The 21,453-nt window shown below is 71.8% G+C and carries 13 protein-coding genes; 7 read left to right on the forward strand and 6 right to left on the reverse strand.

The window, feature by feature from the left end:
• The first annotated feature begins 47 nt into the window (after positions 1-47).
• The gene (locus AB0L91_RS16030; protein ID WP_355271734.1) at positions 48-1,337 is read left to right on the forward strand and encodes a SidA/IucD/PvdA family monooxygenase; all 1,290 of its coding nucleotides are present in this window, start codon (positions 48-50) and stop codon (positions 1,335-1,337) included.
• 58 nt (positions 1,338-1,395) lie between these two features.
• Here AB0L91_RS16030 and AB0L91_RS16035 read toward each other — a convergent pair whose 3' ends face one another.
• Positions 1,396-2,061: a GNAT family N-acetyltransferase gene (locus AB0L91_RS16035; protein WP_365010566.1), complete on the reverse strand. Its 666-nt coding sequence runs from the start codon at positions 2,059-2,061 to the stop codon at positions 1,396-1,398.
• 254 nt (positions 2,062-2,315) lie between these two features.
• Between AB0L91_RS16035 and AB0L91_RS16040 the strand changes: the two genes are divergently transcribed.
• The 6 genes from AB0L91_RS16040 (at position 2,316) to AB0L91_RS16065 (ending at position 17,652) form a co-directional block, all read left to right on the forward strand.
• Positions 2,316-3,068, forward strand: coding sequence for an alpha/beta fold hydrolase (locus tag AB0L91_RS16040; RefSeq protein WP_365010569.1), 753 nt, complete (start codon positions 2,316-2,318; stop codon positions 3,066-3,068).
• Positions 3,065-4,390 carry a polyketide synthase gene (locus AB0L91_RS16045; RefSeq protein WP_365010572.1) on the forward strand — a complete coding sequence of 442 codons (1,326 nt, stop codon included), beginning with the start codon at positions 3,065-3,067 and terminating at the stop codon, positions 4,388-4,390. Before AB0L91_RS16040 ends, AB0L91_RS16045 begins: the two co-directional genes overlap by 4 nt.
• On the forward strand, positions 4,383-7,526 hold the full coding sequence (gene nbtC / locus AB0L91_RS16050) for a nocobactin polyketide synthase NbtC (RefSeq protein ID WP_365010574.1): 3,144 nt from the start codon (positions 4,383-4,385) through the stop codon (positions 7,524-7,526). The genes AB0L91_RS16045 and nbtC overlap by 8 nt, the downstream gene beginning before the upstream one ends.
• Before the next feature lie 14 nt (positions 7,527-7,540).
• Entirely contained in the window at positions 7,541-12,604 is a 5,064-nt protein-coding gene (locus tag AB0L91_RS16055) for an amino acid adenylation domain-containing protein (RefSeq protein ID WP_365010577.1), read from the forward strand.
• Positions 12,605-12,632: 28 nt separating this feature from the next.
• Positions 12,633-17,204 (forward strand): amino acid adenylation domain-containing protein, encoded by a 4,572-nt coding sequence (locus AB0L91_RS16060; RefSeq protein ID WP_365010580.1) that lies wholly within the window; start codon positions 12,633-12,635, stop codon positions 17,202-17,204.
• Positions 17,205-17,319: 115 nt separating this feature from the next.
• Entirely contained in the window at positions 17,320-17,652 is a 333-nt protein-coding gene (locus AB0L91_RS16065; protein ID WP_355271262.1) for a VOC family protein, read from the forward strand.
• Positions 17,653-17,802: 150 nt separating this feature from the next.
• Here AB0L91_RS16065 and AB0L91_RS16070 read toward each other — a convergent pair whose 3' ends face one another.
• From AB0L91_RS16070 to AB0L91_RS16090, 5 genes are all read right to left on the reverse strand, one after another.
• Positions 17,803-18,036, reverse strand: coding sequence for a hypothetical protein (locus AB0L91_RS16070; protein ID WP_365010583.1), 234 nt, complete (start codon positions 18,034-18,036; stop codon positions 17,803-17,805).
• Between the two features lie 203 nt (positions 18,037-18,239).
• Positions 18,240-18,428 (reverse strand): hypothetical protein, encoded by a 189-nt coding sequence (locus tag AB0L91_RS16075; RefSeq protein ID WP_365010585.1) that lies wholly within the window; start codon positions 18,426-18,428, stop codon positions 18,240-18,242.
• Positions 18,425-18,931 carry a YbaB/EbfC family nucleoid-associated protein gene (locus AB0L91_RS16080; RefSeq protein ID WP_365010587.1) on the reverse strand — a complete coding sequence of 169 codons (507 nt, stop codon included), beginning with the start codon at positions 18,929-18,931 and terminating at the stop codon, positions 18,425-18,427. The genes AB0L91_RS16075 and AB0L91_RS16080 overlap by 4 nt, the downstream gene beginning before the upstream one ends.
• Positions 18,932-19,023: 92 nt before the next feature.
• Positions 19,024-20,373: a SagB family peptide dehydrogenase gene (locus tag AB0L91_RS16085; RefSeq protein WP_365010589.1), complete on the reverse strand. Its 1,350-nt coding sequence runs from the start codon at positions 20,371-20,373 to the stop codon at positions 19,024-19,026.
• A 39-nt stretch (positions 20,374-20,412) separates the two neighbouring features.
• The gene (locus AB0L91_RS16090) at positions 20,413-21,390 is read right to left on the reverse strand and encodes an ABC transporter substrate-binding protein (RefSeq protein WP_365010591.1); all 978 of its coding nucleotides are present in this window, start codon (positions 21,388-21,390) and stop codon (positions 20,413-20,415) included.
• Between the last annotated feature and the right edge of the window lie 63 nt (positions 21,391-21,453).

A 21,453-nucleotide genomic window follows, 5' to 3' on the forward strand; every position in this document is an offset into this window, starting at 1 on the left:
GTGGACGATCCCGGCGCGCAATGCGTGAGAGAGTGGAGAACGAACCGGTGGAAACCCTCCTGGTAGTCGGCGCGGGGCCGAAAGCCCTTGCGGTGGCTGCGAAATCGCATGTCCTGCGCACCCTCGGCCTGCCCGCGCCCCGCGTGGTCGTCGTCGAATCGCACGCGGTCGGCGGCAACTGGCTGCCCACCGGCGGCTGGACCGACGGTCAGCATCGCCTGGGCACCAGCCCCGAAAAGGACATCGGCTTCCCGTACCACTCCACCTGGGCGCGCGGCCGCAACCGCGACATCGATCAGGCGATGGCCGCGTTCAGCTGGACCTCGTTCCTGATCGAGCACGGCACCTACGCCGAGTGGATCGACCGCGGCAGGCCGAGCCCGCAGCATCATGTGTGGGCCAAGTACCTGCAGTGGGTGGCCAAGTCCATCGACCTCGAGCTCGTGCTCGGCCGGGTCGAGCGGATCCGCAACGACGGCAACGGCATCGGTGACCAGTGGCAGGTCGACGTGGTCGACGCCGACGGCGCCCGCACCGAGCTCACCGCCGACGGCCTGATGATCACCGGCCCCGGCCGCAGCAGCCGCGCGCTGGCCGAACACCCGCGCGTGCTCAGCATCGCCGAGTTCTGGGACCTCGCGGGCAAGCGCAGCCTGCCCGCCGCCTCCCGCGCCGCGGTGATCGGCGGCGGCGAGACCGCGGGCTCGGCCCTGGACGAGCTCGTCCGGCACGAGATGCTCACCATCTCGGTGATCTCGCCGATGGCCACCCTCTACACCCGCGGCGAGAGCTTCTTCGAGAACTCGCTGTTCAGCGATCCGGTGAAGTGGAACGCGCTGAGCATCCAGGAGCGCCGGGATGTCATCCGGCGCACCGACCGCGGCGTGTTCTCGGTGCGTGTGCAGGAGAGCCTGCTCGGCGACAACCGGGTGCACCACCTGCAGGGCCGGGTCACCAAGATCGCGCCGCAGGGCGAGGCGCTGGCGCTCACGCTGTCCAACGAGCTGCGCGCCGATCAGGTGCACAACTTCGACCTGGTGGTCGACGCCACCGGCGGTCAGCCGCTGTGGTTCCTCGACCTGTTCGACCAGCAGAGCACCGACCTGCTCGAGCTCGCCGTCGGCGGCCCGCTGACCCAGCAGCGGATCGAGTCCTCGATCGGCTATGACCTGGCCGTCACCGGGCTGGCGGGCAAGCTGTACCTGCCGAACATGGCCGCGATGGCCCAGGGCCCCGGGTTCCCCAATCTCAGCTGCCTCGGCGAGCTCTCGGACCGCGTGCTGCGCACCGAGCCCGCCCGGGCACGCGCCGGTGCGAACCACCTCGCCGCGCGCTGAGGCACCGAACGAACAACAGCCCCGCACCGGAAGGCGCGGGGCTGTTGCCGTCGGCTGCTCAGGCGCGCGGGATCGGGAGGTCGTCCGGGGTGCGCGGGGTCGCGTAGAGCGCGATGCGGCGGGTCGGGCGGACGTCGAACTCGCCGACGAGGTGCCAGCCGATCTTGTCGAAGCTGCGGCAGATGGCCCGGTTGCGGTGGTCCGGGTCGCCGAGCATCCGGCGGCACTCGGGATTGGCGGCGAAGACGGCCGCGGCCATGGTCGAGATCCAGGCGGACATGATGCCCTTGCCGATCACCCTGGTGTCGGCGGTGGCGATGTGGAAGCCGATGTCGCCGGGTGCGGCGTCGTAGAGCCTGCCGATCTCGTCCTTGGCCGCGCGGTAGAGCTCGATGTAGGCAATGTCGCGGACGCCGAGTTCCGGCTCGCCGAGCACGGCGAAGTCGAGGCTGAGAATGCAGGGCCGCGAATAGGTTCCGGCCAGCTGGGTCTGGAAATCGGCGCGGCGGCGCTCGACGTCCCAGTCCTGTTCCCACGATTCGACCAGGTGCGGGCGGGCCATCCACTCGGCGAGCAGTTCGGGGTCGGTGCCGTCCGGGTCGGCGACGCGCAGGGCGAAGGGTGCCGCGAAGATCGGCAGTGCCGGCGCCGGCGTGGCGGCCACCTCGGCGGGCAGATCGGTCTGCTCGCGGGGTAGCGCGTAGGGGGTCCCGGCGGGGGTCATCTCCTGGGTGCTCCGTTCAATCGTAACCTTGGTCACCTGGATTGGTAAGGCTAGCCTATACTAATGCCCGGGTGTTACTGTTGCCCGACCGATCGCCCGGTGGTTGCCGGGTGCGACCGAACAGGTCGGCCTCGGGCGCAACAGGATTCGCCCCGGTCCCGGACGACCGCGCCGGGCGGGCCCGTGCGTAGGCACGGCGTTGGACAGTGCGAAACGGCCGCGCAGCGTGTGCGCGACCGGTGAGGGAGAACGACATGGCAAGAGAACTCGGCTGGATCCGGCAATTCCAGGCTCCCAGGACCGACTCCCTACCGCCGCTGATCGTCTTCCCGCACGCGGGCGCCGGTGCCTCCGCCTACCGGGTGTTCACCAAGCGTATGGCCCAGGACTTCGACACCGTGGTGATCCAGTACCCCGGCCGCCAGGATCGCGTGCGTGACGCCGCCGCCGAGACCCTGCCCGAGCTCGCCGCCGGCGCCTTCGAGGCCTTCCGCGGCTCCGCCCACGACACCGGCGCCCCGCTGACCGTCTTCGGCCACAGCATGGGCTCCATCGTCGCGTTCGAGTTCGTCCGGCTGGCCGAGGCCGCCGGGTTGCCCGTGCGTTTGCTGGTGGCCTCCGCGGCGGCCGCACCGCACCGGATCGCCGAGCTCCCCGGGCATCCCACCGAGGACGAGGAATTGCTCGACCACATGGCCGCCCTCAACGGCACCGGCGCCGACGTGATGGCCAGCCGTGAGGTCATGCGGATGGCGTTGCCGGTGCTCAAGGCCGACTACCGCGCCTTCGACGCCTACTCCTGCGGCACCGACGTCCAGGTCGCCGCGCCCCTGCTGGTGCTCGGCGGCGACGACGATCCCTTCGTCGGCCCCCGCGATCTCTACGCGTGGCAGACCAGCACCAGCGCCGAGCTCGAGGTGAACCTGTTCGCCGGCGGCCACTTCTACATCGACGAGAACATCGATGGCATCGCCGAGGTACTCGCCGGTCAGGCGCTCGCCCGATGAGTGAGCCGAGCAACGACCCCATCGTCATCGTCGGCATGGGCGTCGAGGCGCCCGGCGGCGTGGACACCCTGCCCGCGTTCTGGTCGGCGCTGGCCGAGGGCCGCGAACTGATCGGCCCGTTCCCGCGTGACCGCGAGTGGCCGCTCGACGAGCTGCTCGCCCTCGGCAGGCTCGACGGCTGGGCCGCCGTGCGCGACGCGGGCGGCTTCCTCGACGGCGCCACCGAATTCGACGCACAGTACTTCGGCATCACCCCGCGCGAGGCGGTCGCCATGGACCCGCAGCAGCGGGTGGCCATGCGGGTGGCCTGGCGGGCGCTCGAGCACGCCGGCATCAATCCCGGTGCGCTCGACGGTGATTCGGCGGGCGTCTGGATGGGCGTCTCGGCGACCGAGTACGGGCCGCGCGTGGCCGGGGTCAACGACTACAGCGGCTACCGGGCCACCGGTACCGCGCTCGGCGCGGTCGCCGGGCGCATCTCGCACGGGCTCGGCCTGGTCGGCCCGTCGATCAGCGTGGACACCGCCTGCGCCTCGTCGCTGACGGCCGTGCATCAGGCCGCGTCGGCCATTCGCGCGGGCGAATGCGACTGGGCGCTGGCCGGTGGCGTCTGCGTGATGGGCTCGCCCGGCGCGTTCTACGAGTTCTCCAAGAACAACGCCCTGGCCACCGACGGCCACTGCCGCTCCTACGCCGCCGACCCGACCGGGACGCTGTGGGGCGAGGGCGCCGGCGTCGTCGTGCTGGAACGGGAATCGCGGGCCAGGGCGCTCGGGCACCGGATCTACGGTCGGCTGCTCGGCTCGCGGGTCAACCACAACGGCGCGGGCGCGCCGATCGCGGTGCCGAGCGCGCAGGCGCAGCAGCGGCTCATCGAGGCCACCGTCGCCGCCGCCGGGATCAGCGCGCACGACATCGGCCTGATCGAGGGGCACGGCACCGGTACCGCCGTCGGCGATCCGCTCGAATTGACCGCGCTGGCCGCCACGTACGGCGATCCCGAGCGCGGCGCCGACGGACCGCTGCTCGGCTCGGTGAAGTCCAACGCGGGGCATGCCCAGGCAGCCTCGGGCATGCTCGGCCTGATCAAGGTGCTGCTGTGCGGCGCGCACGGCGCGATCGCGCCGAGCCTGTGGGCCGACGCCCCGACCACCGACCTCGACTGGGACACGACCAGTCTGCGGCTCGCCGCCGAACTCACCGACTGGGCGCCGCGCGCGGACGGCATGCGCTACGGCGCGGTGTCCTCGTTCGGCGTCGCGGGAACCAACGCGCACGCCATCGTCGGCCTGCCGGTGCTGGAGGAGACCAACCATGGCTGAGTACCGTCTGCCCGACGGCACCGTTCCCGTCCTGCTGTCCTCCGACAGCGTCGACGGCCTGCGCGCCGAGGCCGCCGGCCTGCGCGCCTATGTCGCGGCGCATGCCGAGGTGACCCCGGAACGCCTGGCGGACATGCTGTTCCGCACCCGGGTGGCCCGTCGTCGCCGCGCCCTGGTGCTGGCGTCGCCGTCGACCACCGGCGACGCGCGGACCGACCTGCTGGCCGCGCTCGACGCGATCGCCACCGACACCGACCATCCCGCGGTGGTCCGGGCCGACGCGCCCGCCGGGCCCCGCCGCATCGGCTTCGTCTTCCCCGGTCAGGGCAGCCAGCGTCCCGGTATGGGCGCGGTGTTCTACGAGCTCTCGCCGGCCTACCGCGCCGTCGTCGACGAGTGCGCCGCCATCCACGCCGAACGGTTCGGCCACTCCAAGCCGCTGCACTACCTGCTCGGCCACGAGGGGCAGTACGAGGACGAGGTGTGGGAAGTGCAGCCCGCGTTGATGTTCCACATGACCGGACTGGCCGCCGCGTGGCGGGCCGCCGGTGTGGAACCGCACGCGACCATCGGCCACAGCCAGGGCGAGCTCGCCGCGGGCGCGGTGTCCGGGGTGATGACGCTGCGCGACTCGGTGCTCGCGGTGACCCATCGCGCCCTGCTCGCGGACCGGCTGTCCCCGCGCGGCTATTCGATGGCGGTCTTCGGCATGGACCGCGAGAGCGTGGAAGCGCTGATGGCGCGCAACTCCGGCTGGGCCGAGCTGGCGGTCGTCAACTCGCCGCACATCATCGCGATCTCCGGCGAACGCGGTGCCGTCGTCGAACTGGTGGCGGCGGCCACCGCACGCGGTCAGTTCGCGCGGGAGATCCGGGTCGCCTTCCCCGCGCACACCTCCATCGTCGCCGAGGTACGGGCGGATTTCGAAGGCTTCCTCGGTGACGAGATGAGCGCGCCGACCTTCACCGCCTCCGAGATCCCCTGCTACGGCGCGACCCTGGGCGAGGTGATCACGCCGGACCTCAAGCAGGAGGAGTACTGGTTCTGGAACCTGCGTAACCGCGTCCGGTTCGATCGCGCCGTGATCGGCGCCGGCCGTGACGGTGTCGATCTGATGATCGAGGTCGCCGAGCACCCGGTGCTGCAACTGGCGCTGCAGGAGAACCTGAGCCTGGTCCCGAACCGGCCCGGCCTGCCCCCGCGTGACTTCCGCGTGCTCGGCACCTCGCTGCGCTCGGCCGACGGGCTCTCGGAATTCACCCGCAACCTGGCCCAGGTCGCCGTCCTCGACGCCGACTACCGTTGGGACGCCCTGCGCGTCGACGACACCGTCACCCTGCCGCTGCGCGATTTCCCGCACACCGTCACCGCGCCCAAGCGGCTGTGGGCGCCGCTCGGCGTCAACGAGACCCCGGCCGAGCTGGTCGTCAGCACGCCGAAACCGCAACGGCTGGTGGAACAGTGGAGCCCGCTGCAGCGCCGCTCGCTCACCGCGCCGCGCAACCTGCTGCTGGTCGACCACACCGGCGAATGCGCCGACCTCGCCACCGCGCTGCTCGCGGCCGCCGACCGGCACGGCGCCGGTGCGCGCGTCCTCGGACCGGCCGATCTGGCCTCCGGCACAACGGCTTTCACCCTGGGTGACGGCTCGGCCGCCGATACCGTGGTCGTCCTGCTGCCCGAGACCGCCGCCGACGACACCGCCGCCGCCATCGACGCGCTGACCGGCTTCTACGCCGACCGCGCCTGGGCTACGGCGCTGTCCGCGCTGCGTCCCGGCGGCGAGTGCTGGCTGCTGACCGTCGGCGGTGAGTCCGTGCACGACGGAGATCCGATTCCCGCGCTGTTCCAGTCGGGCGTCACCGCGGGCTTCCGCAGTGTCGGCATCGAGCACCCCGGCATCCTGTTCCGGCATCTCGACCTCGCCGCCTCCGAACCCGCGGCCGCGCAGGCCGCCAAGATCGTCGCCGCCGTGCACTCCACGGGGGAAGCCGAGCTGGCGCTGCGCGCGGGCAAGGTGTTCGTGAAGCGGCTGGTGCTCGACACCGCCACCGACACCGGCGCGCTCGGTACCGATCTCGACCATGTGGTCATCGTCGGTGGGACCGGTCAGCTCGGGCTGCGGTTCACCGATCACCTGGCGCGCACCGGCGCCGGTCGCGTCACCCTGCTCAGCCGCAGCGGTGAGACCGAGGCGCTGGCGGGCGAACTGGCGCGGCTGCGCGGTCTGGGCAGCACCGAGATCGTGGTGCGGGCCTGCGACGTCAGCGACCCGGCGGCCGCGGCCGCCTTCGGCGCCGAGATCGCCGATCGCCCGGTCGACCTGGTGATCCACGCCGCCGTCAACTACGTCGACGCCGAACTCGAGAAGATCACCGCCGAGGACGTGCGCACCGCCGCTGGCGCCAAGCTGCGCGGCCTGGACAACCTCGTCGACGCCGCGCCGCTGGCGGACGGCGTGCGCGTGCTGCTGTGCTCGTCCATGGCCGCGACCCTGGGCGGACGCGGACAGATCCTGTACGCGGTGACCAACCGCATGCTCGACGTGGCCGCCCGCAGGCTGCGGGCCCGCGGCATCGACGCGGCCAGCCTCCAGTGGGGCCTGTGGAGCGTGGCCGGTCCGCTGGACGACGCGGGCTTCGCGCGCGTCGAAGAGGCCGGCGTGTTCCCGATGGTGCCCGCCGACGCGATCGAGGCCGGGCTCGCGCTGCCCGCCCGCGACGGCATGATCATCGCCGCCGACTGGGACTTCCTGCGCGAGGTGCTCGGCGCGTTCGGGCTGTCCTCGGTGCTCACCGGACTCGAGTCGACCGTGCCGACGGTCGACCCGGCACCGGTCGCGGTCGAGCCCGTCGTCGTGGCGCAGGCCGCGCCGGTCGGCGCACCGGCCGACGGGGTCGCGCTGGACCTGCGCATGCGCACCGAACTGCTGAAGGTCATCGGCGGCGACAGCGCCGACGCCATCGACGCCACCATGCCGCTGGTCGCCCTCGGCCTGGACTCGTTGCAGGCCTTGGACTTCCGCAAGCGGGTCAAGGCGGAGCTGGATCGCGATCTGCCGGTCGCGGCGATTCTCGGCGGCGCGTCGCTCGACGACGTCGTGCTGCTGATGGCACAGAACACCAACCAGGGCTGAGGGGCCGAACGAACATGTCTGACACCGAAGCCACCCTGTCCGTCGCGGAGCGCCGCAAGCTGCTGCTCCAGCAGAAGCTGCGCGCGAGCGGCATGGCCGCCGCCACCCCCGAACCCGTCGCCGTGCCGCGCATCGCGGCGGGGGAGCACCGTCCGCTCACCCCCGGCCAGCGCCGGATGTGGTTCCTGCAGACCCGCGACGCCGACGACACCGCCCTGTCCATCTGTGTCGCCTACCGGCTCACCGGCCCGCTCGACGGCGAGCGCCTGCACGCCGCGTTCGACACCGTGGTGGCCCGCCACGACATCTTGCGCACCACCTACGGCGCGGACGCCGAGGGCGAGCCGTTCCAGGTGTTCACCGACGACGCCCGCGCGCCGTGGCAGACCCACGACCTGACCGACCTCGCCGAATCCGGCCGTGACCTGCGGGTGGAGGTGCTGGCCCGGCGCGAGTTCGGCCGCCCCTTCGCCCTCGGCACCGAACTGCCGGTGCGCGCCACCCTGATCCGGACCGGCGCCGACGAGCACGTCGTGCTGTTCGCCATCCACCACATCTGCTGGGACGACGACTCCTGGTCGGTGTTCTTCGCCGAGCTCAACGCCGCCTACCGCGCCGGGTCCGGCGCGGGCGCCACAGTCCAGTTCGCCGCGATCGCGTCCACCGCCGAGGCGGCCGAGGCCGATGTCGACTACTGGCGCGCGGCCCTGCGCCCGCTGCCCGAGCCGCTGGAACTGCCCGGCTCGCCCGCCGCGGCCCCCGGCAGGCAGGCCCAGCGCCGCACCCACCGCCTGTCGGCCGACCTGGTCGCCCGCACCGAGCAGTTCGCGCGCGAGCACGCCGCGACCCCGTTCATGGTGCTGCTGGCCGGTTTCGACGCCCTGGTGCACCGCTACACCGCCGCCGACGACTTCCTCGTCTCAATCCCGGTCACCGATCGCCCGGCGGGCACCGAGCAGCTCATCGGCTACTTCGGCAACACCCTGCTGCTGCGCGCCACCTTCGGCGACCGGGACGACTTCGCCCAGCTCGTCGCCGCCGTGCGCGACACCTGCGCCGGCGGGTTCGCCCGGCGCGGCGTCGGCATCGATCGCGTGGTGCGCGAGGCGAATCCGGACCGCGTGGCCGGCCGGGACGGCATGGACCAGCTGGTCCGCCTCGGCTTCAGCGTGCGCAAGAGCGCCGACGGGTTCGCGATCGACGGCGTCACCTCCACCCAGCTCGAACTGGGCGCGGTGAGCGCGCAGGTGCCGCTGTCGCTGGCGATCGTGCTCGAAGACGACGGCACCGCCGTGGTCGAGGCCGAGTACCAGACCGACGTGCTCGCCGAATCCCTCGTCGAGCAGCTGCTCGCGCACTTCGGCAGGCTCCTCGACGCCGCCCTGCGCGACCCGCGGCGCAGGCTCGCCGACCTCGACATGCTCGGCGCCGACGACCGCGCCGCGCTACTGGAGCGCTCGCACGGCGTGCTCGTCGACCAGCCGCCGACCACTCTCATCGCGCTGTTCGAGGCCGCGGCGGCCGCCACCCCCGACGCGCCCGCGCTCGCCTCCGACGACATCGAGCTCAGCTACGGCGAGCTGCACGCGCGCGCGAACCGGCTGGCGCACTGGCTGATCGGGCAGGGCATCGGCACCGAGGACATCGTCGGGCTGCGCCTGGGCACCTCGGTGGAGTTCATCGTCGCCGTGCTCGCCGTGCTGAAGGCGGGCGGCGCGTACCTGCCGATCGACCCGGCCTACCCCGAGGACCGGATCGAGTACCTGGTCGAGGACGCGCGTCCCCGGCTGCTGCTCGGTGCCGTGGAGCTGGCGGCCGCGGAGTCGATCGCGGCCGAACTGCCCGCGACCACGCCGACCGACGCGGACCGGCTGCGCCCGCTGCTGCCCGCCAACCTCGCCTACGTCATCTACACCTCCGGCTCCACCGGCAAGCCCAAGGGCGTCCCGGTGCCGCACGCCGCGATCGCCGAGCACATCGTGTGCTTCACCGCCGACTGGAGCATGTCCGCCGAGGACCGGCTGATGCAGTCGTCCTCGGTGAGCTTCGACGCCTCGCTGGTCGACATCGCCATCACCCTCACGGTCGGCGCGCAGCTGATCGTGCCCATGCCCAACGCTTTCCGCGATATCCGCTATGTCGCCGACCTGATCACCCAGCGCCAGGTCACCGTGCTGCACATGGTGCCTTCGATGCTGAGCACCTTCCTGCTGCTGCCCGAAGTGAGCGAGTGGCAGTCGCTGCGGCAGGTCCCGGTCGGCGGTGAGGCGCTGCCCGGCGAGGTCGCCGACCGCTTCGCCAACACCCTCGACGCCGAACTGCGCAACCACTACGGCCCGACCGAGGCCGTGGTCTGCTCGACCCACATGCCGGTCGCAGGCCCGCAGGGCACCGGCGTGGTGCCGATCGGCATCCCCAACCGCAACGTCTACACCTATGTCCTCGACGAGGCCCTGCACCTGGTGCCCGACGGCGTGGTCGGCGAGCTCTACCTCGGCGGCGACCAGCTGGCCCGCGGCTACCTGGACCGTCCCGCGCTGAGCGCGCAGCGCTTCGTCGCCGACCCGTTCACCCCGGGCGCGCGGCTCTACCGCTCCGGTGACCTGGTGCGCCGCAACAGCTTCGGTGAGCTGGAGTTCGTCGGCCGCGCCGACGAGCAGGTGAAGGTGCGTGGCTTCCGGATCGAACTCGGCGAGGTCGAGGCCGCGATCGCCGCGCATCCCGCCGTCGCGCACTGCGTCGTCGTCGTCACCGATGACCCCGCCGTCGGCGCCATGCTGGCCGCCTACGTGGTGCCCGCCGACGCGTCGATCGACCTCGAGCAGGTGCACGCCTTCGCCGCGACCGGGCTGCCGGAATACATGGTGCCCAGCGCCTTCGCGATGATCCCGGAGATCCCGCTGACCGTCAACGGCAAGCTCGACAAGCGCGCGCTGCCCACCGCGACCCCCGCCGTCGTGCGCGCCCACCGCGCGCCCGCCACCGCGACCGAGCGCAAGATGTGCGCCCTGTTCGGCACGCTGTTCGGGCTCGACGAGGTCAGCGCGGAGGACTCGTTCTTCGAGCTGGGCGGGCATTCGCTGCTCGCCGCCCGGCTGGTCGCCCAGGTGCGCGCGGAGTTCGGCGTCGAGCTCGACGTTCGCGTCGTCTTCGACAGCCCGACCCCGGCCGCGCTGGCCGCGAACCTGGTGGCCCGCTTCCTGGCCGAGTTCGACCTCGACCTCGACGCCGTCGACGCCGACGACGAGATCGTCGAGGAGCAGGTGGTGGTGGTCGATACCGCTGCCCCGCAGGCGAATCCGGGCCGTCCGGCGATCGGCGGCAGGCCGCGCGGCGAGCGCGTCCCGCTGTCGTACTCGCAGCTGGCCATGTGGTTCCAGTACCGGATGGAGGGTGCCGGCTCGGTCGGCAATCTGCCGCTGGCCCTGCGGTTCGACGGCGCGCTCGACATCGCGGCGCTGCGTTCGGCGCTCGACGACGTCGTCGCCCGGCACGAGTCGCTGCGCACCACCTTCCCCGAGCACGACGGCATCCCGTACCAGGTGGTGCACCCCGCCACCGCCGTGCCGCTGCCGATCCGCGAGATCGCGCCCGCCGACCTCACCGCGGAACTCGCGGCCATCGCCGGATACGCGTTCACCCTCGACGGTGAGCCGCTGATCCGCGCCGAACTGCTCGTCCTGGACGCCGACACCCACGTGCTCTCGCTGCTGGTGCACCACATCGTCGCCGACCACGCGTCCTTCGGCGTGCTGCTCGACGACCTGACCGTCGCCTACCGGGCCCGCGGTGAGCAGGGCGGCGCCCCGGGCTGGAGCCCGCTGCCGATCCAGTTCGCCGACTACGCCCTGTGGCAGCGCGAGCTGTTCGACCAGGCCGCGCCGAGCGAGTTCGCGCTGGCCCAGATCGACTACTGGAAGACGAAGCTGGCCGACGTGCCCGAGGAGATCTCGGTCGCGCACGACCGGCAGCGTCCGCCGGTGCTCGGCAAGCGCGGTGAGGTGGTCACCTTCTCGCTGCCCGCGAGCGTGCGCTCCGGGCTGGAGGCGCTGGCGCTGCGCAGCGGCGCCACCGAGTTCATGGTGTGCGAGGCGGCCGTCGCCACGCTCCTGCACGCGCTCGGCGGCGGCACCGACATCTCGCTCGGCACCCCCGTCGCGGCCCGCACCGATTCGGCGACCACCGCCCTGATCGGCCTGTTCGCCAACATGGTGGTGCTGCGCAACGACCTGTCGGGCACACCCACCCTGCGTGACACCGTGCGCGCGGCCCGCGATGTCGTCCTCGACGCCAACGCGCACCAGGAGCTGCCGATCGAGCGGCTCGTGGAGGCGCTCAACCCGCGCCGCTCGCGCTCGCGGAACCCGTTGTTCCAGAGCATGATCCACTTCCGTGGTGCGGACTGGGCACCGGCCACGCTGCCGTTCGCGTCCTCGGGCGCCTCGACGGTGACCGTGCTGCCCGCCGACTTCGACGTCTCGTTCCTCGATCTGAACCTGAGCCTGAACGTGACCGCCGACGGCGGCATGGACGTGCGCGTCGTCGTCAACGCCGACCTCTACGACCCGGCCACCGCCGCCCTGATCGCGGACGCGCTGGCCGCCACCCTGCGCGCCTTCGCCGAGACGCCGGACCTGCCGGTCGCCGAGCTGCGGGTGCTGCCGCAGGCCGACCTGGACCGGCTGCTCGCCGCACCGGCCCCGATCGCCGCGGCCACCACCGCGGGTGCGGGCGCGGCCGACTCCGAGACCGAGCGTCAGCTCATCGCGCTGATCGAGGAACTGCTCGAGATCGACGACGTCACCGGTGAGGACGGCTTCTTCGCCCTCGGCGGCGACAGCGTCATCTCGATCCAGTGGTCGGCCCGCGCCGCCGCCCTCGGCCTGCCGCTGACCCCGCAGATGGTGTTCGAGCACTTCACGATCACCGAACTGGCCGCCGCCGTCGACGCGGCCGCCGCCGCGGAGCAGCCGAATGCCGAGGAACCCGAACAGGTCTCGCACGCGCCGATGAGCGCCTCGGGCCTGGAAGCCGACGCGCTGTCGGCGCTGACGGCGGCCTGGCAGGCGCAGGGTTAGTGAACACGCAGGTACGGAAGGACATCGCATGAGTGCCCCGCAGATCGAGGACGTGCTGGCGCTGAGCCCGCTGCAGGAGGGGCTCTTCTCGCTGTCGCGTCTGGCGGGCACCGAGATCGACCTGTACACGATGCAATTCGTGGTCGACATCGATGGCCCGCTCGATCCCGACCTGCTGCGCCGCAGCGCGCAGGCGATGCTCGACCGGCATCCGAACCTGCGCGCCGCGTTCTGGGACACCGATGTGCCCAAGCCGGTGCAGATCATCCCGTCGCGCGCCGAGCTGCCCTGGGCCGAGCGTGACGCGCGGACAGCGGAATTCGACGCGATCGCCGAATCCGAGCGCCGGGTGCCGTTCGCGCTGAGTCGCGGTCCGGCCCTGCGGGTGCTGCTGCTGAACGTCACCGACGCGCCCGAGCCGCGCAGGCGGATGATCCTCACCGCGCACCACATCCTGATGGACGGCTGGGCGGTGGCGGTGTTCTTCACCGAACTGCTCGCCGTCTACCAGGCGGGCGGCAGCCTCGCCGGGCTGCCCGCCCCGCGCCCGTACCGCGACTACATCGGCTGGCTCGGCGCCCAGGACCACGACGCCGCCGCCCGCCGATGGGCCGAGTACCTGGGGCAGGTCAGCGCGCCGCTGGTCCTGGCCGACGGCACCGGCGAGCGCGGCTCCGCCGTGCCCCAGACCACGCGGCTTCGCCTGTCCGCCACCGAGACCGCGCGGTTGCAGCAGTGGGCGCGCGCCAACGGCATGACGCTCAATACCGCCGTCCAGTTCGCCTGGACGCTGCTGCTCGGCCGGATCACCGATCGGCGCGACGTCGTGTACGGCACCACCATCTCCGGCCGCCCCGAGAAGCTCGCGGGCGTGGAGGGCATGGTCGGGCTGTTCATCAACACCGTCCCGGTCGTGCACCGGCTCGACCCGGCCGAGCCGGTCGTCGCGCAGTGCGCACGCCTGCAACGGGATTCGGCCGCCATGCGCGACATCGGCTACCTCAGCCTGTCGGCATTGCAGCGCGCGGCCGGGCACGGCTCGCTGTTCGACACCCTGTTCGTCTTCGAGAACGCCCCCATCGACGACGCCATCCAGACCGTCACCGCCCCCGACGGCGCGCGGTTCCGGCCGATCGAGATGGAGAGTCTGGCGCACTACCCGCTCACTGTCGTCTCGCACCTGAGCGACGGCGATCTGCTCGTTCTCGTCGAGGCGATCCCGGCCCTGCTCGGCCACCTCGATCCCGCCGATCTCGGCGCCCGCCTGGTCGCGGTGCTGCGCGCGCTGCCCGAGCTCGACGCCGCGGCCACGCTCGACGCGATCGATCTGCTCACCGCCGACGAACACGCCGAACTGCGCGCGGCGGCAACCGATCTCGTGCCAGCGCCGACTTCGACGCCGTGGGAGCTGTTCGAGCGCCAGGCCGCCGAGACGCCCGACGCGACCGCGCTGACCACCACCGCTGGTGAGGTCTTCACCTACGGCGAGCTGCGCGATCAGGCCTGCCGGCTGGCGGGGGAGTTCGCCGCCAACGGTGTCGGCCCGGAAACCGTTGTCGCGCTGATGCTCCCGCGCGGCACCGCGTCGATCGTCGCCATCTTGGCGACCTTCGCCGCTGGCGCCGCGTACGTGCCGGTCGACATCACCCTGCCCGCGAGTCGCATCGCATCGATTCTGCGCCAGTCGAACCCGGCGCTCGCCGTCGTCCTCGGCGAGGACCGCGCGCTGCTCGACGGCGTCGCTCCCTCGGGGCCTGCCGGGGAGGACTCGGCACAGGCCGATCGGCTATCGATTGCGGTACTGCTGGTCGACGACCCCGCCGTCGTCGACCGCGTCGCCGCGCGCCCCGCCCAGGCCCCCGCCGTGCGCCGCGAGCTCGAGCACAGCGCCTACATCATCTTCACCTCCGGCTCGACCGGCGAGCCCAAGGGCGTCGTCGGCACCAATGCCGCCCTGGCCGGCTACTTCGCCGACCATCTGGAACGCTTCTACCGCCCCGCGATGGCGAAACTCGGCCGCCCGCTGCGGGTCGCGCACGCGTGGTCGCTCGGGTTCGACGCGTCCTGGCAGCCGATGGTCGGCTTCTTCGCCGGTCAGGCCCTGCACCTGTTCGACGCCGAGGAGATGCGCGACGCGCACCGGATCGTCGCAGGCATGGCCGAATTCGGCATCGACATGATCGACACCACCCCGTCCATGCTGGCGCAGCTGGCGGCGGCGGGCCTGCTCGACCGGGAACTGCCGGTGCTCGCCCTCGGCGGCGAGGCCATCGACACCGCCCTCTGGGCCCGCCTGCGCGCCCTGCCCGGCACCGCCGTCTACAACTGCTACGGCCCCACCGAGACCACCGTCGAGGCGGTCGTCGCCCCGGTCGCCACCTCGGCGATCCCGACCATCGGCACCGCCAACGGCGGCATGGTCGGCTACGTCCTGGACTCGCGGCTGCGCCCGGTGCCGCCCGGCATCGTCGGCGAGCTCTACCTGTCCGGCACGCAGCTGGCCCGCGGCTACCTCGGCAAGCCCGCCATCACCGCCGACCGCTTCTGCGCCGACCCGCATCGCCCCGGTCAGCGCATGTACCGCACCGGCGACCTCGTGCGCAGGCTGCCCGGCGGCCGCTTCGGCTACCTGGGCCGCGCCGACGCGCAGGTCAAGGTGCGCGGCTACCGCATCGAGGTCGGCGAGATCGAGACCGCGCTGCGCCGCTCGGCCGATATCGACACCGCCGCGGTCACCGTGGTGCGCCGCGCCGGTGGCGCGTCGCTGGTCGGTTTCGTGGTCGGCAAGGCGGGGCGCGCGGTGGTCGTGAGCCGGGTGCGCGCGGATCTGGCGCAGCGCCTGCCCGCGTACATGATTCCCGCGCGGATCGTCGTCCTCGAACAGCTGCCGGTGAACGTCAACGGCAAGCTCGACGGTCACGCCCTGCACGAACTCGCCGAACAGACCCTCGCGGCCGTCGACGGCAGCGCCGCCGCCGAGACCCCCACCGAGATCGCGCTCAGCGAGGTCTTCGCCGAACTGTTCGACGGCCGCGCCCCCGGCGTCGACGCCGACTTCTACGAGCTCGGCGTCGACAGCATCGTCGCGATCTCGCTGGTCAACAAGGCCAGACGGCGCGGCATCGCGCTCAACCCGCGCATGGTGCTGGCCTGCCCGACGATTCGCGAACTCGCCGCCGCTGCCGACGACGGCCCGGCCGTCGCCGCCCAGTCCGGTGCCGACGCCTACGGCGTGGTGCCGCCGCTGCCGGTGGTGTCGTGGATGTACGAGTACGGCAACTACCGCCGCTTCACCCAGACCGCCCTGCTCCGCCTGCCCGCGGGCATCGACCGCGCCGGACTGGACGCCACGCTGCAAGCCCTGCTCGACGCGCACGACACCCTGCGCGCCGTGCTCACCGACACCCCCGACGGACCGCGCCTGGTCACCAGGGCGCCCGGCGCGGTGCGGGCCGCCGATGTCGTCATCGAGGCGCCGCGTGGCCTCGCCGGTGCCGAACTCGACTCGGCCATCACCGAATTCGCGCGCACCGCCAACGACGCGATCGACCCGCGCGCCGGCGAACTGGTGCGCGCGGTGTGGTTCCCCGCCGACGCCGAAGGTGTCCTGCTGCTGGCGATCCACCACCTCGCCGTCGATGTCGTGTCGTGGCACATCATGATCGACGGCCTGGCCGCCGCCTGGCAGCAGGTCCAGTCCGGCGTGACACCGAAGATGCTGCCCGAGTTCACCTCCTACCGGCAGTGGTCCGAGACCATGTGGCAGCGCGCCACCGAACCGGAAGTGCTCGCCCAGCGCGACTATTGGGCCGCCCAGGTGAGCGCGCCCGACGCCGCGCTCGGCGCTCGGCTGCCCGCCCCGGCCACCGACACCTGGTCCACTCTGCGCGTCAGCACGGTCGCGACACCGGTCGCCCTGACCGAACGCCTGCTGGCCCATGTCGGCAAGGACGAGGGTGTGCGCGAACTGCTGCTGACCGCCCTCACCATGACCATGGCCTCGGTGCACGCCGACAACGGAAACGACCCAGCCGCAGGCGCGTTGATCGCGCTGGAGGGCCACGGCCGCGCCGACGCCGAACTCGGCACCGACACCGCCAACACCCTCGGCTGGTTCACCAGCGTCTTCCCCGTCCGCCTCGGCGTCGGCGACGACGCGGTGGATGTCGCTCGCGCGCAAGCGGATCCGGCCGCCGCCCGCGCCCTGCTGGACGGCGTCACGACCCACCTGCGCGAAATCCCCAACCAGGGCCTCGATTACGGCCTGCTCCGCTACGTCGACCGCGTCCCCGAACTCCACGCCGCGGCCGAACCCCAGGTCGAGTTCAACTACCTGGGCCGCATCGACCTGTCCGGCACCGAGGGCAACCCCTGGTCCCTGCTGGTCGGCGCGCACGACACGGCCCTGCCGCTCGACCCCGAGCCCGATCTGCCGCTGCGCTACGCGGTCGACGTCATCGCCGGCATCGGCACCACCCCCGACGGCCCGGCCCTGACCACCAACTTCCGCTGGAGCACGGCCCTGTTCTCCGAAGCCGAGGCAGCACGCTTCGCCGCACACTGGACCGCCGCGCTGGCCGCCCTGGCCGACGCCATCTGACCGAGACACCGACGACAGCGGGCAGCCCACGCTGCCCGCTTTCGTCGTTTCCGGTGGTTAGGCTGGCTGACGGAGCATCACGATCTTCACCGACACCCTTCGGAAGGAAGCCAAGATGAGCCCAGCCATCGGCGCCGTCGTCATCCCCGTCGCCAACCTGGAATCCGCCAAGAAGGTCTACACCGCCCTCTACGGCACCCCGCACACCGACGAGCCCTACTACGTCGGCTACAACGTCGAAGGCTTCGAGGTGAGCCTCAACCCCCAGGGCGACGTGGCGGAAGGCCCGGTCGCCATGACCGACGTCGAAGACCTCGACGCCACCCGCACCGCCCTGCTCGCCAACGGCGCCACCGACCGCTCCGCCCCCCGCGAAGTGGCCCCCGGCCTGCGGATCTGTGTCCTTGCCGACCCCGACGGCAACCCTTTCGGCTTGCGCGGGAAGTAGCCCGGAGATCTGACTTGTCGGCGCGCACAGCGGCCGACACGTCAGAGATCGGCGGGCAGAACGCGAAAGGAGTGGTGCGCCGTCAGTGGTGTGAACGCCACCCCAGTCCTGATGACCACCGGCGGCGGTGCTTCGGACGGAGCCGATGGCTCATGACTGTCTGCTGACGAATCGCGCCCACACCCCTTCAGCGCGGTGGCGGCTGATCACCAGACCGGCCGCCAGCACCCCGAGGTGATCTTCCTTCCCGTCCGCGAACACCACCGAATAGTCCGTCTTGCCGATCGTCAGCTCACGCTCGAACCGATGCTCGACCCCGCCGAATTGATACGTCACCGCACTCTCGGTCTCCGCAGCAAGTCGAACAACCAGGTAGATGGCCACTAGTGTCCTTATCCCGAGATCCGCGCAGGTCACGACCCGATGATGGTTGTGGGCCGTAGCCCACCGACGGCTCACCTGGATCCGGTACGTCAACACTCGCCCGTGCCATGGACGTCCAGGCTTCGGCGACGAGGCGCATCGCGGTCTCGTCGCCCTCGGGCCGATCACCCACGCCGAGAATCCATTTCGCTACCCATTGCAGCTCATCTGGAATCGACCCCGGGGGTGTAGTTCTTGGCGAAGGCCTGGCCGATCTCGTCGGTGCCCCAGCATTCGCCTTCGCCGGTGATCACGCTCGCCAGCGCGGCGGCCGCGGTGGTGATGGTGTCGGCGACAGAGGTGAACGACGGTTGGGTGGCGCGCAGTGCCTGCGGGTCGACTTCCAGCGTCACCGCAGGTAGCTCTGGTTGCGGAAGTAGTCGCCCTCGTCGTCGTCGGAGTCCTCGACCAGACGGCGCGGAGCCTCGGGCTCCGCCTCGGCGGGCGGCGAAGTCAGCTGGGCGATCAGGTCTTTCACGCTGACGGCGCCAGGGACCAGATCGGGCAGGTCGGGGAGCTGGCCGGTCAGATTCGCGATGGGCGCCATCGCCTGCTCCTGGAGCTGGGTCACCGCGATCCGCATGGCGGTGATGGCCTCGGTGACCGAGCGGCCGAGGGAGTCCGGGGTCGACCGTTTGAAGGCGTCGGGCTCGATGTGCACCTCGCTGACACCGGCGATGGTGCCGGTGACCCGGACCAGGTTGTCCTCCGACCAGACACTGACCGGTTCGGTCGCGCGCCGCTGCGCGTCGAGCAGGGCGGACTTGTCGGCGGTGAACGAGTCGAGCATCGCGTCGACCTGCGCGCGCAACGCGTCGTTGGCCGCACGGGTCGGCGCCGACCAGTCCTCGTTCATGAACCCCTCGATCCGATAGGAAGCACGTCGAAAGGTTGGACGCGCGAAACGCGCCGATGGTTCCGCGAGGTGATGTTGATCTCGTGCGGGTTTCAGACGCTCCGCGAGCCCACGATGATGCTGCCGACATTGCATTCCTCGAGTTCGTCGAGGCCGGTGGCGGTGGCGAAGGCGGTGGTGTCGCTGAAGCCCTGGGCGACGACGCCGAGGTTCATGGCGGTGGCGGTGAGGTAGAAGGTCTGCATGAGGACGCCGACGTGCTTGAGGATATTGGCGTAGGCGACCTGCTCGTAGCTCCACATGACCCGGCCCGCGCGGGCCGAGACCAGCAGCAGGACCTGGGGTTCGGCGCCGCCGGCCAGGGTGGCCGAGGTGGCCTTCAGCAGCTTCTGGACCGCGGGGGAGTCGGCGGGGGCGACCGGACGCAGGACGTGGTCGACCGAGTCGTAGTGGTACATCCCGGTGGCCAGGCCTGCGACATTGCGGATCACCGGGTAGATCTCGAGCTCGTAGGCGCCGCCGCCGGAGGGGTAGGGGCGGGAGCCGTCGGCGCGGGTGCGGGCGCTGCGGAACAGCAGTTCGCCCAGCTGGTCGGCGGTGATCGGGGCCGCGTCGTCGAAGGCGCGGGTGGACACGCGATCCTCGAGCGTGGCGGTCAGGCTGGGGTCGGCGGCGCGCAGGCCGTCGAGGTCGGGGCGGGCCAGGGCGATCGGCTCGCCGGCGAACGGCGCGCGGCGGGCGGGCAATTCGGGGAAGCGGCCGTCGGCCCAGCGGGTCGGGCCGAAGTCGTCCCAGGTCACCGTGCGGGCGCCGAGGGTGCTGCGGCGGTGGAACCACAGGTCGGGGGCGCTCCAGGAGCGGGTGCTGAACTCGTGCTCCTCCTCGTCGCCGTCGACGAGGAAACCGCACCACTGCAGATCGGCCATGAACTGCGACTTCACCGCGGCGGGCACCGGCGAGTCGGCCGCCATCGGGCCGTCGAGCAGTGCGAGCAGCCGCGGATCGTGGATGCGCAGATCGCACCACGCCCGCGGGTGCTCGAGCACGAAACCCTGGGCGTCGCGGTGCAGTACGGCGAACTTCGACAGCGTCGCCGACCAGCTCGGCAGGGCCACCTCGGGACGCGGCGCCGGTTCGGCGAACGGGCGGATGCTGTAGAGGTCGCGGCCGCCGTCGCGCACCGTGACGGCCAGCCAGCCGCCGTCGGTGAGCTTGCGCATGAGCCCGGTGATGTCGTCACCGGCGGCGGCGGTCGACATCTCGGCCGCCGTCGCCGGGCCCTGGTTCAGCGTCTTCAACGCCTGCAGCGCACCCGCGCCCAGCCCGGTCAGCTTCACATTGCGCGGCGGATTCAGCAGCACCGCCCCGGCCGGGGTGGTGAGGCAGGTGACTCCGGCGCGCAGCGAGAATCGGGTCTGGGCGGGATACGTGGAGGCGAGCACGGCGCAGTCCTTGCTGGGTCGAACGTGGTGGGGGAGGTGCTACTTCGCCGCGGCGGCGAAGGCGGGGCCCAGCTTGTCGAGGATGTAGGGCACCGACAGCGCGGAAGGCTGGTTGATGGCGCTGATCTCCTGCGTGGTCAGGAAGACCACCGAGCCCTTCCGCACCGACGGCAGCTCGTTGTAGCCGGGCAGCTGGCGGTACTTCTCGTCCAGGCCGGGGGAGTAGCCGGCCAGCAGCAGGTCGGCGGACAGCTCGTCGACGCGCTCCGGCGAGAGCGCAAGGCGGCCCTGGTTGGACGGCTGCGCGGTGAGGTTGGCCGGGATGCCCATGCCCAGCTGGGTGAAGACCTTGGCCGAGCCGTCGTTGGGGTCGGTCAGCACCATCAGCTGCGCGGGGCTGGCCAGCCAGGTGCTGGCGAAGGTCTTGCCCTTCAGGCCCGGGTTGGCGGCGCTGATCGCGGCGAGCTTGTCGTCGACCTTCTTGATCACCGCGGTCGCGTCGGATTCCTTGTGCAGCACCTTGCCCAGCGCGGTGACCTGGTCCTGCCACGGGCTGACGGCGTCCTTGGTCAGCGCGGGCAGCGTCGGCGCGATCTTGGACAGCTCGTCGTAGGTCTTCTGGTCGGCGATGAACGGATCGGCCAGGATCAGGTCCGGCTCCAGCGCGGCGACCTGCTCGGCGATGCTGCCCGTGGTGTTGAGGGCCTTGGCCGACTTCAGGCTCTCCGGCTCCCACGGCGGGGTGCTCTTGGAGACCGCGGAGACATTGTCGATGTAGCCGACGGGGACCACGCCGAGCGCCAGCGTGGTGTCGAGCCACTGGTTGCCCAGGGCGACGATCTTCGTCGGCGTCCCGGTGACGGTGGTCTCGCCCCTGGCATGGGTGACGGTGACCGGCTCGCCCGAGCCCGCGGCATCGTCGCTGGAACCGCAGGCGGCGACGCCGAAGGCGAGCGCACCGGCGAGTGCGGCCACGGCCGCGCGCCGCCAGCCGCGCGAAGTCCGAACAGACGTCATCGTTGCATCCTCCTTCATCGAGGAAGGTCCTCGATCGGCTCGCGTGAGCCGGTTCCAGCGTAG

The sequence above is a fragment of the Nocardia sp. NPDC051833 genome (assembly GCF_040681225.1).
In the GTDB taxonomy this organism is placed as follows: domain Bacteria; phylum Actinomycetota; class Actinomycetes; order Mycobacteriales; family Mycobacteriaceae; genus Nocardia.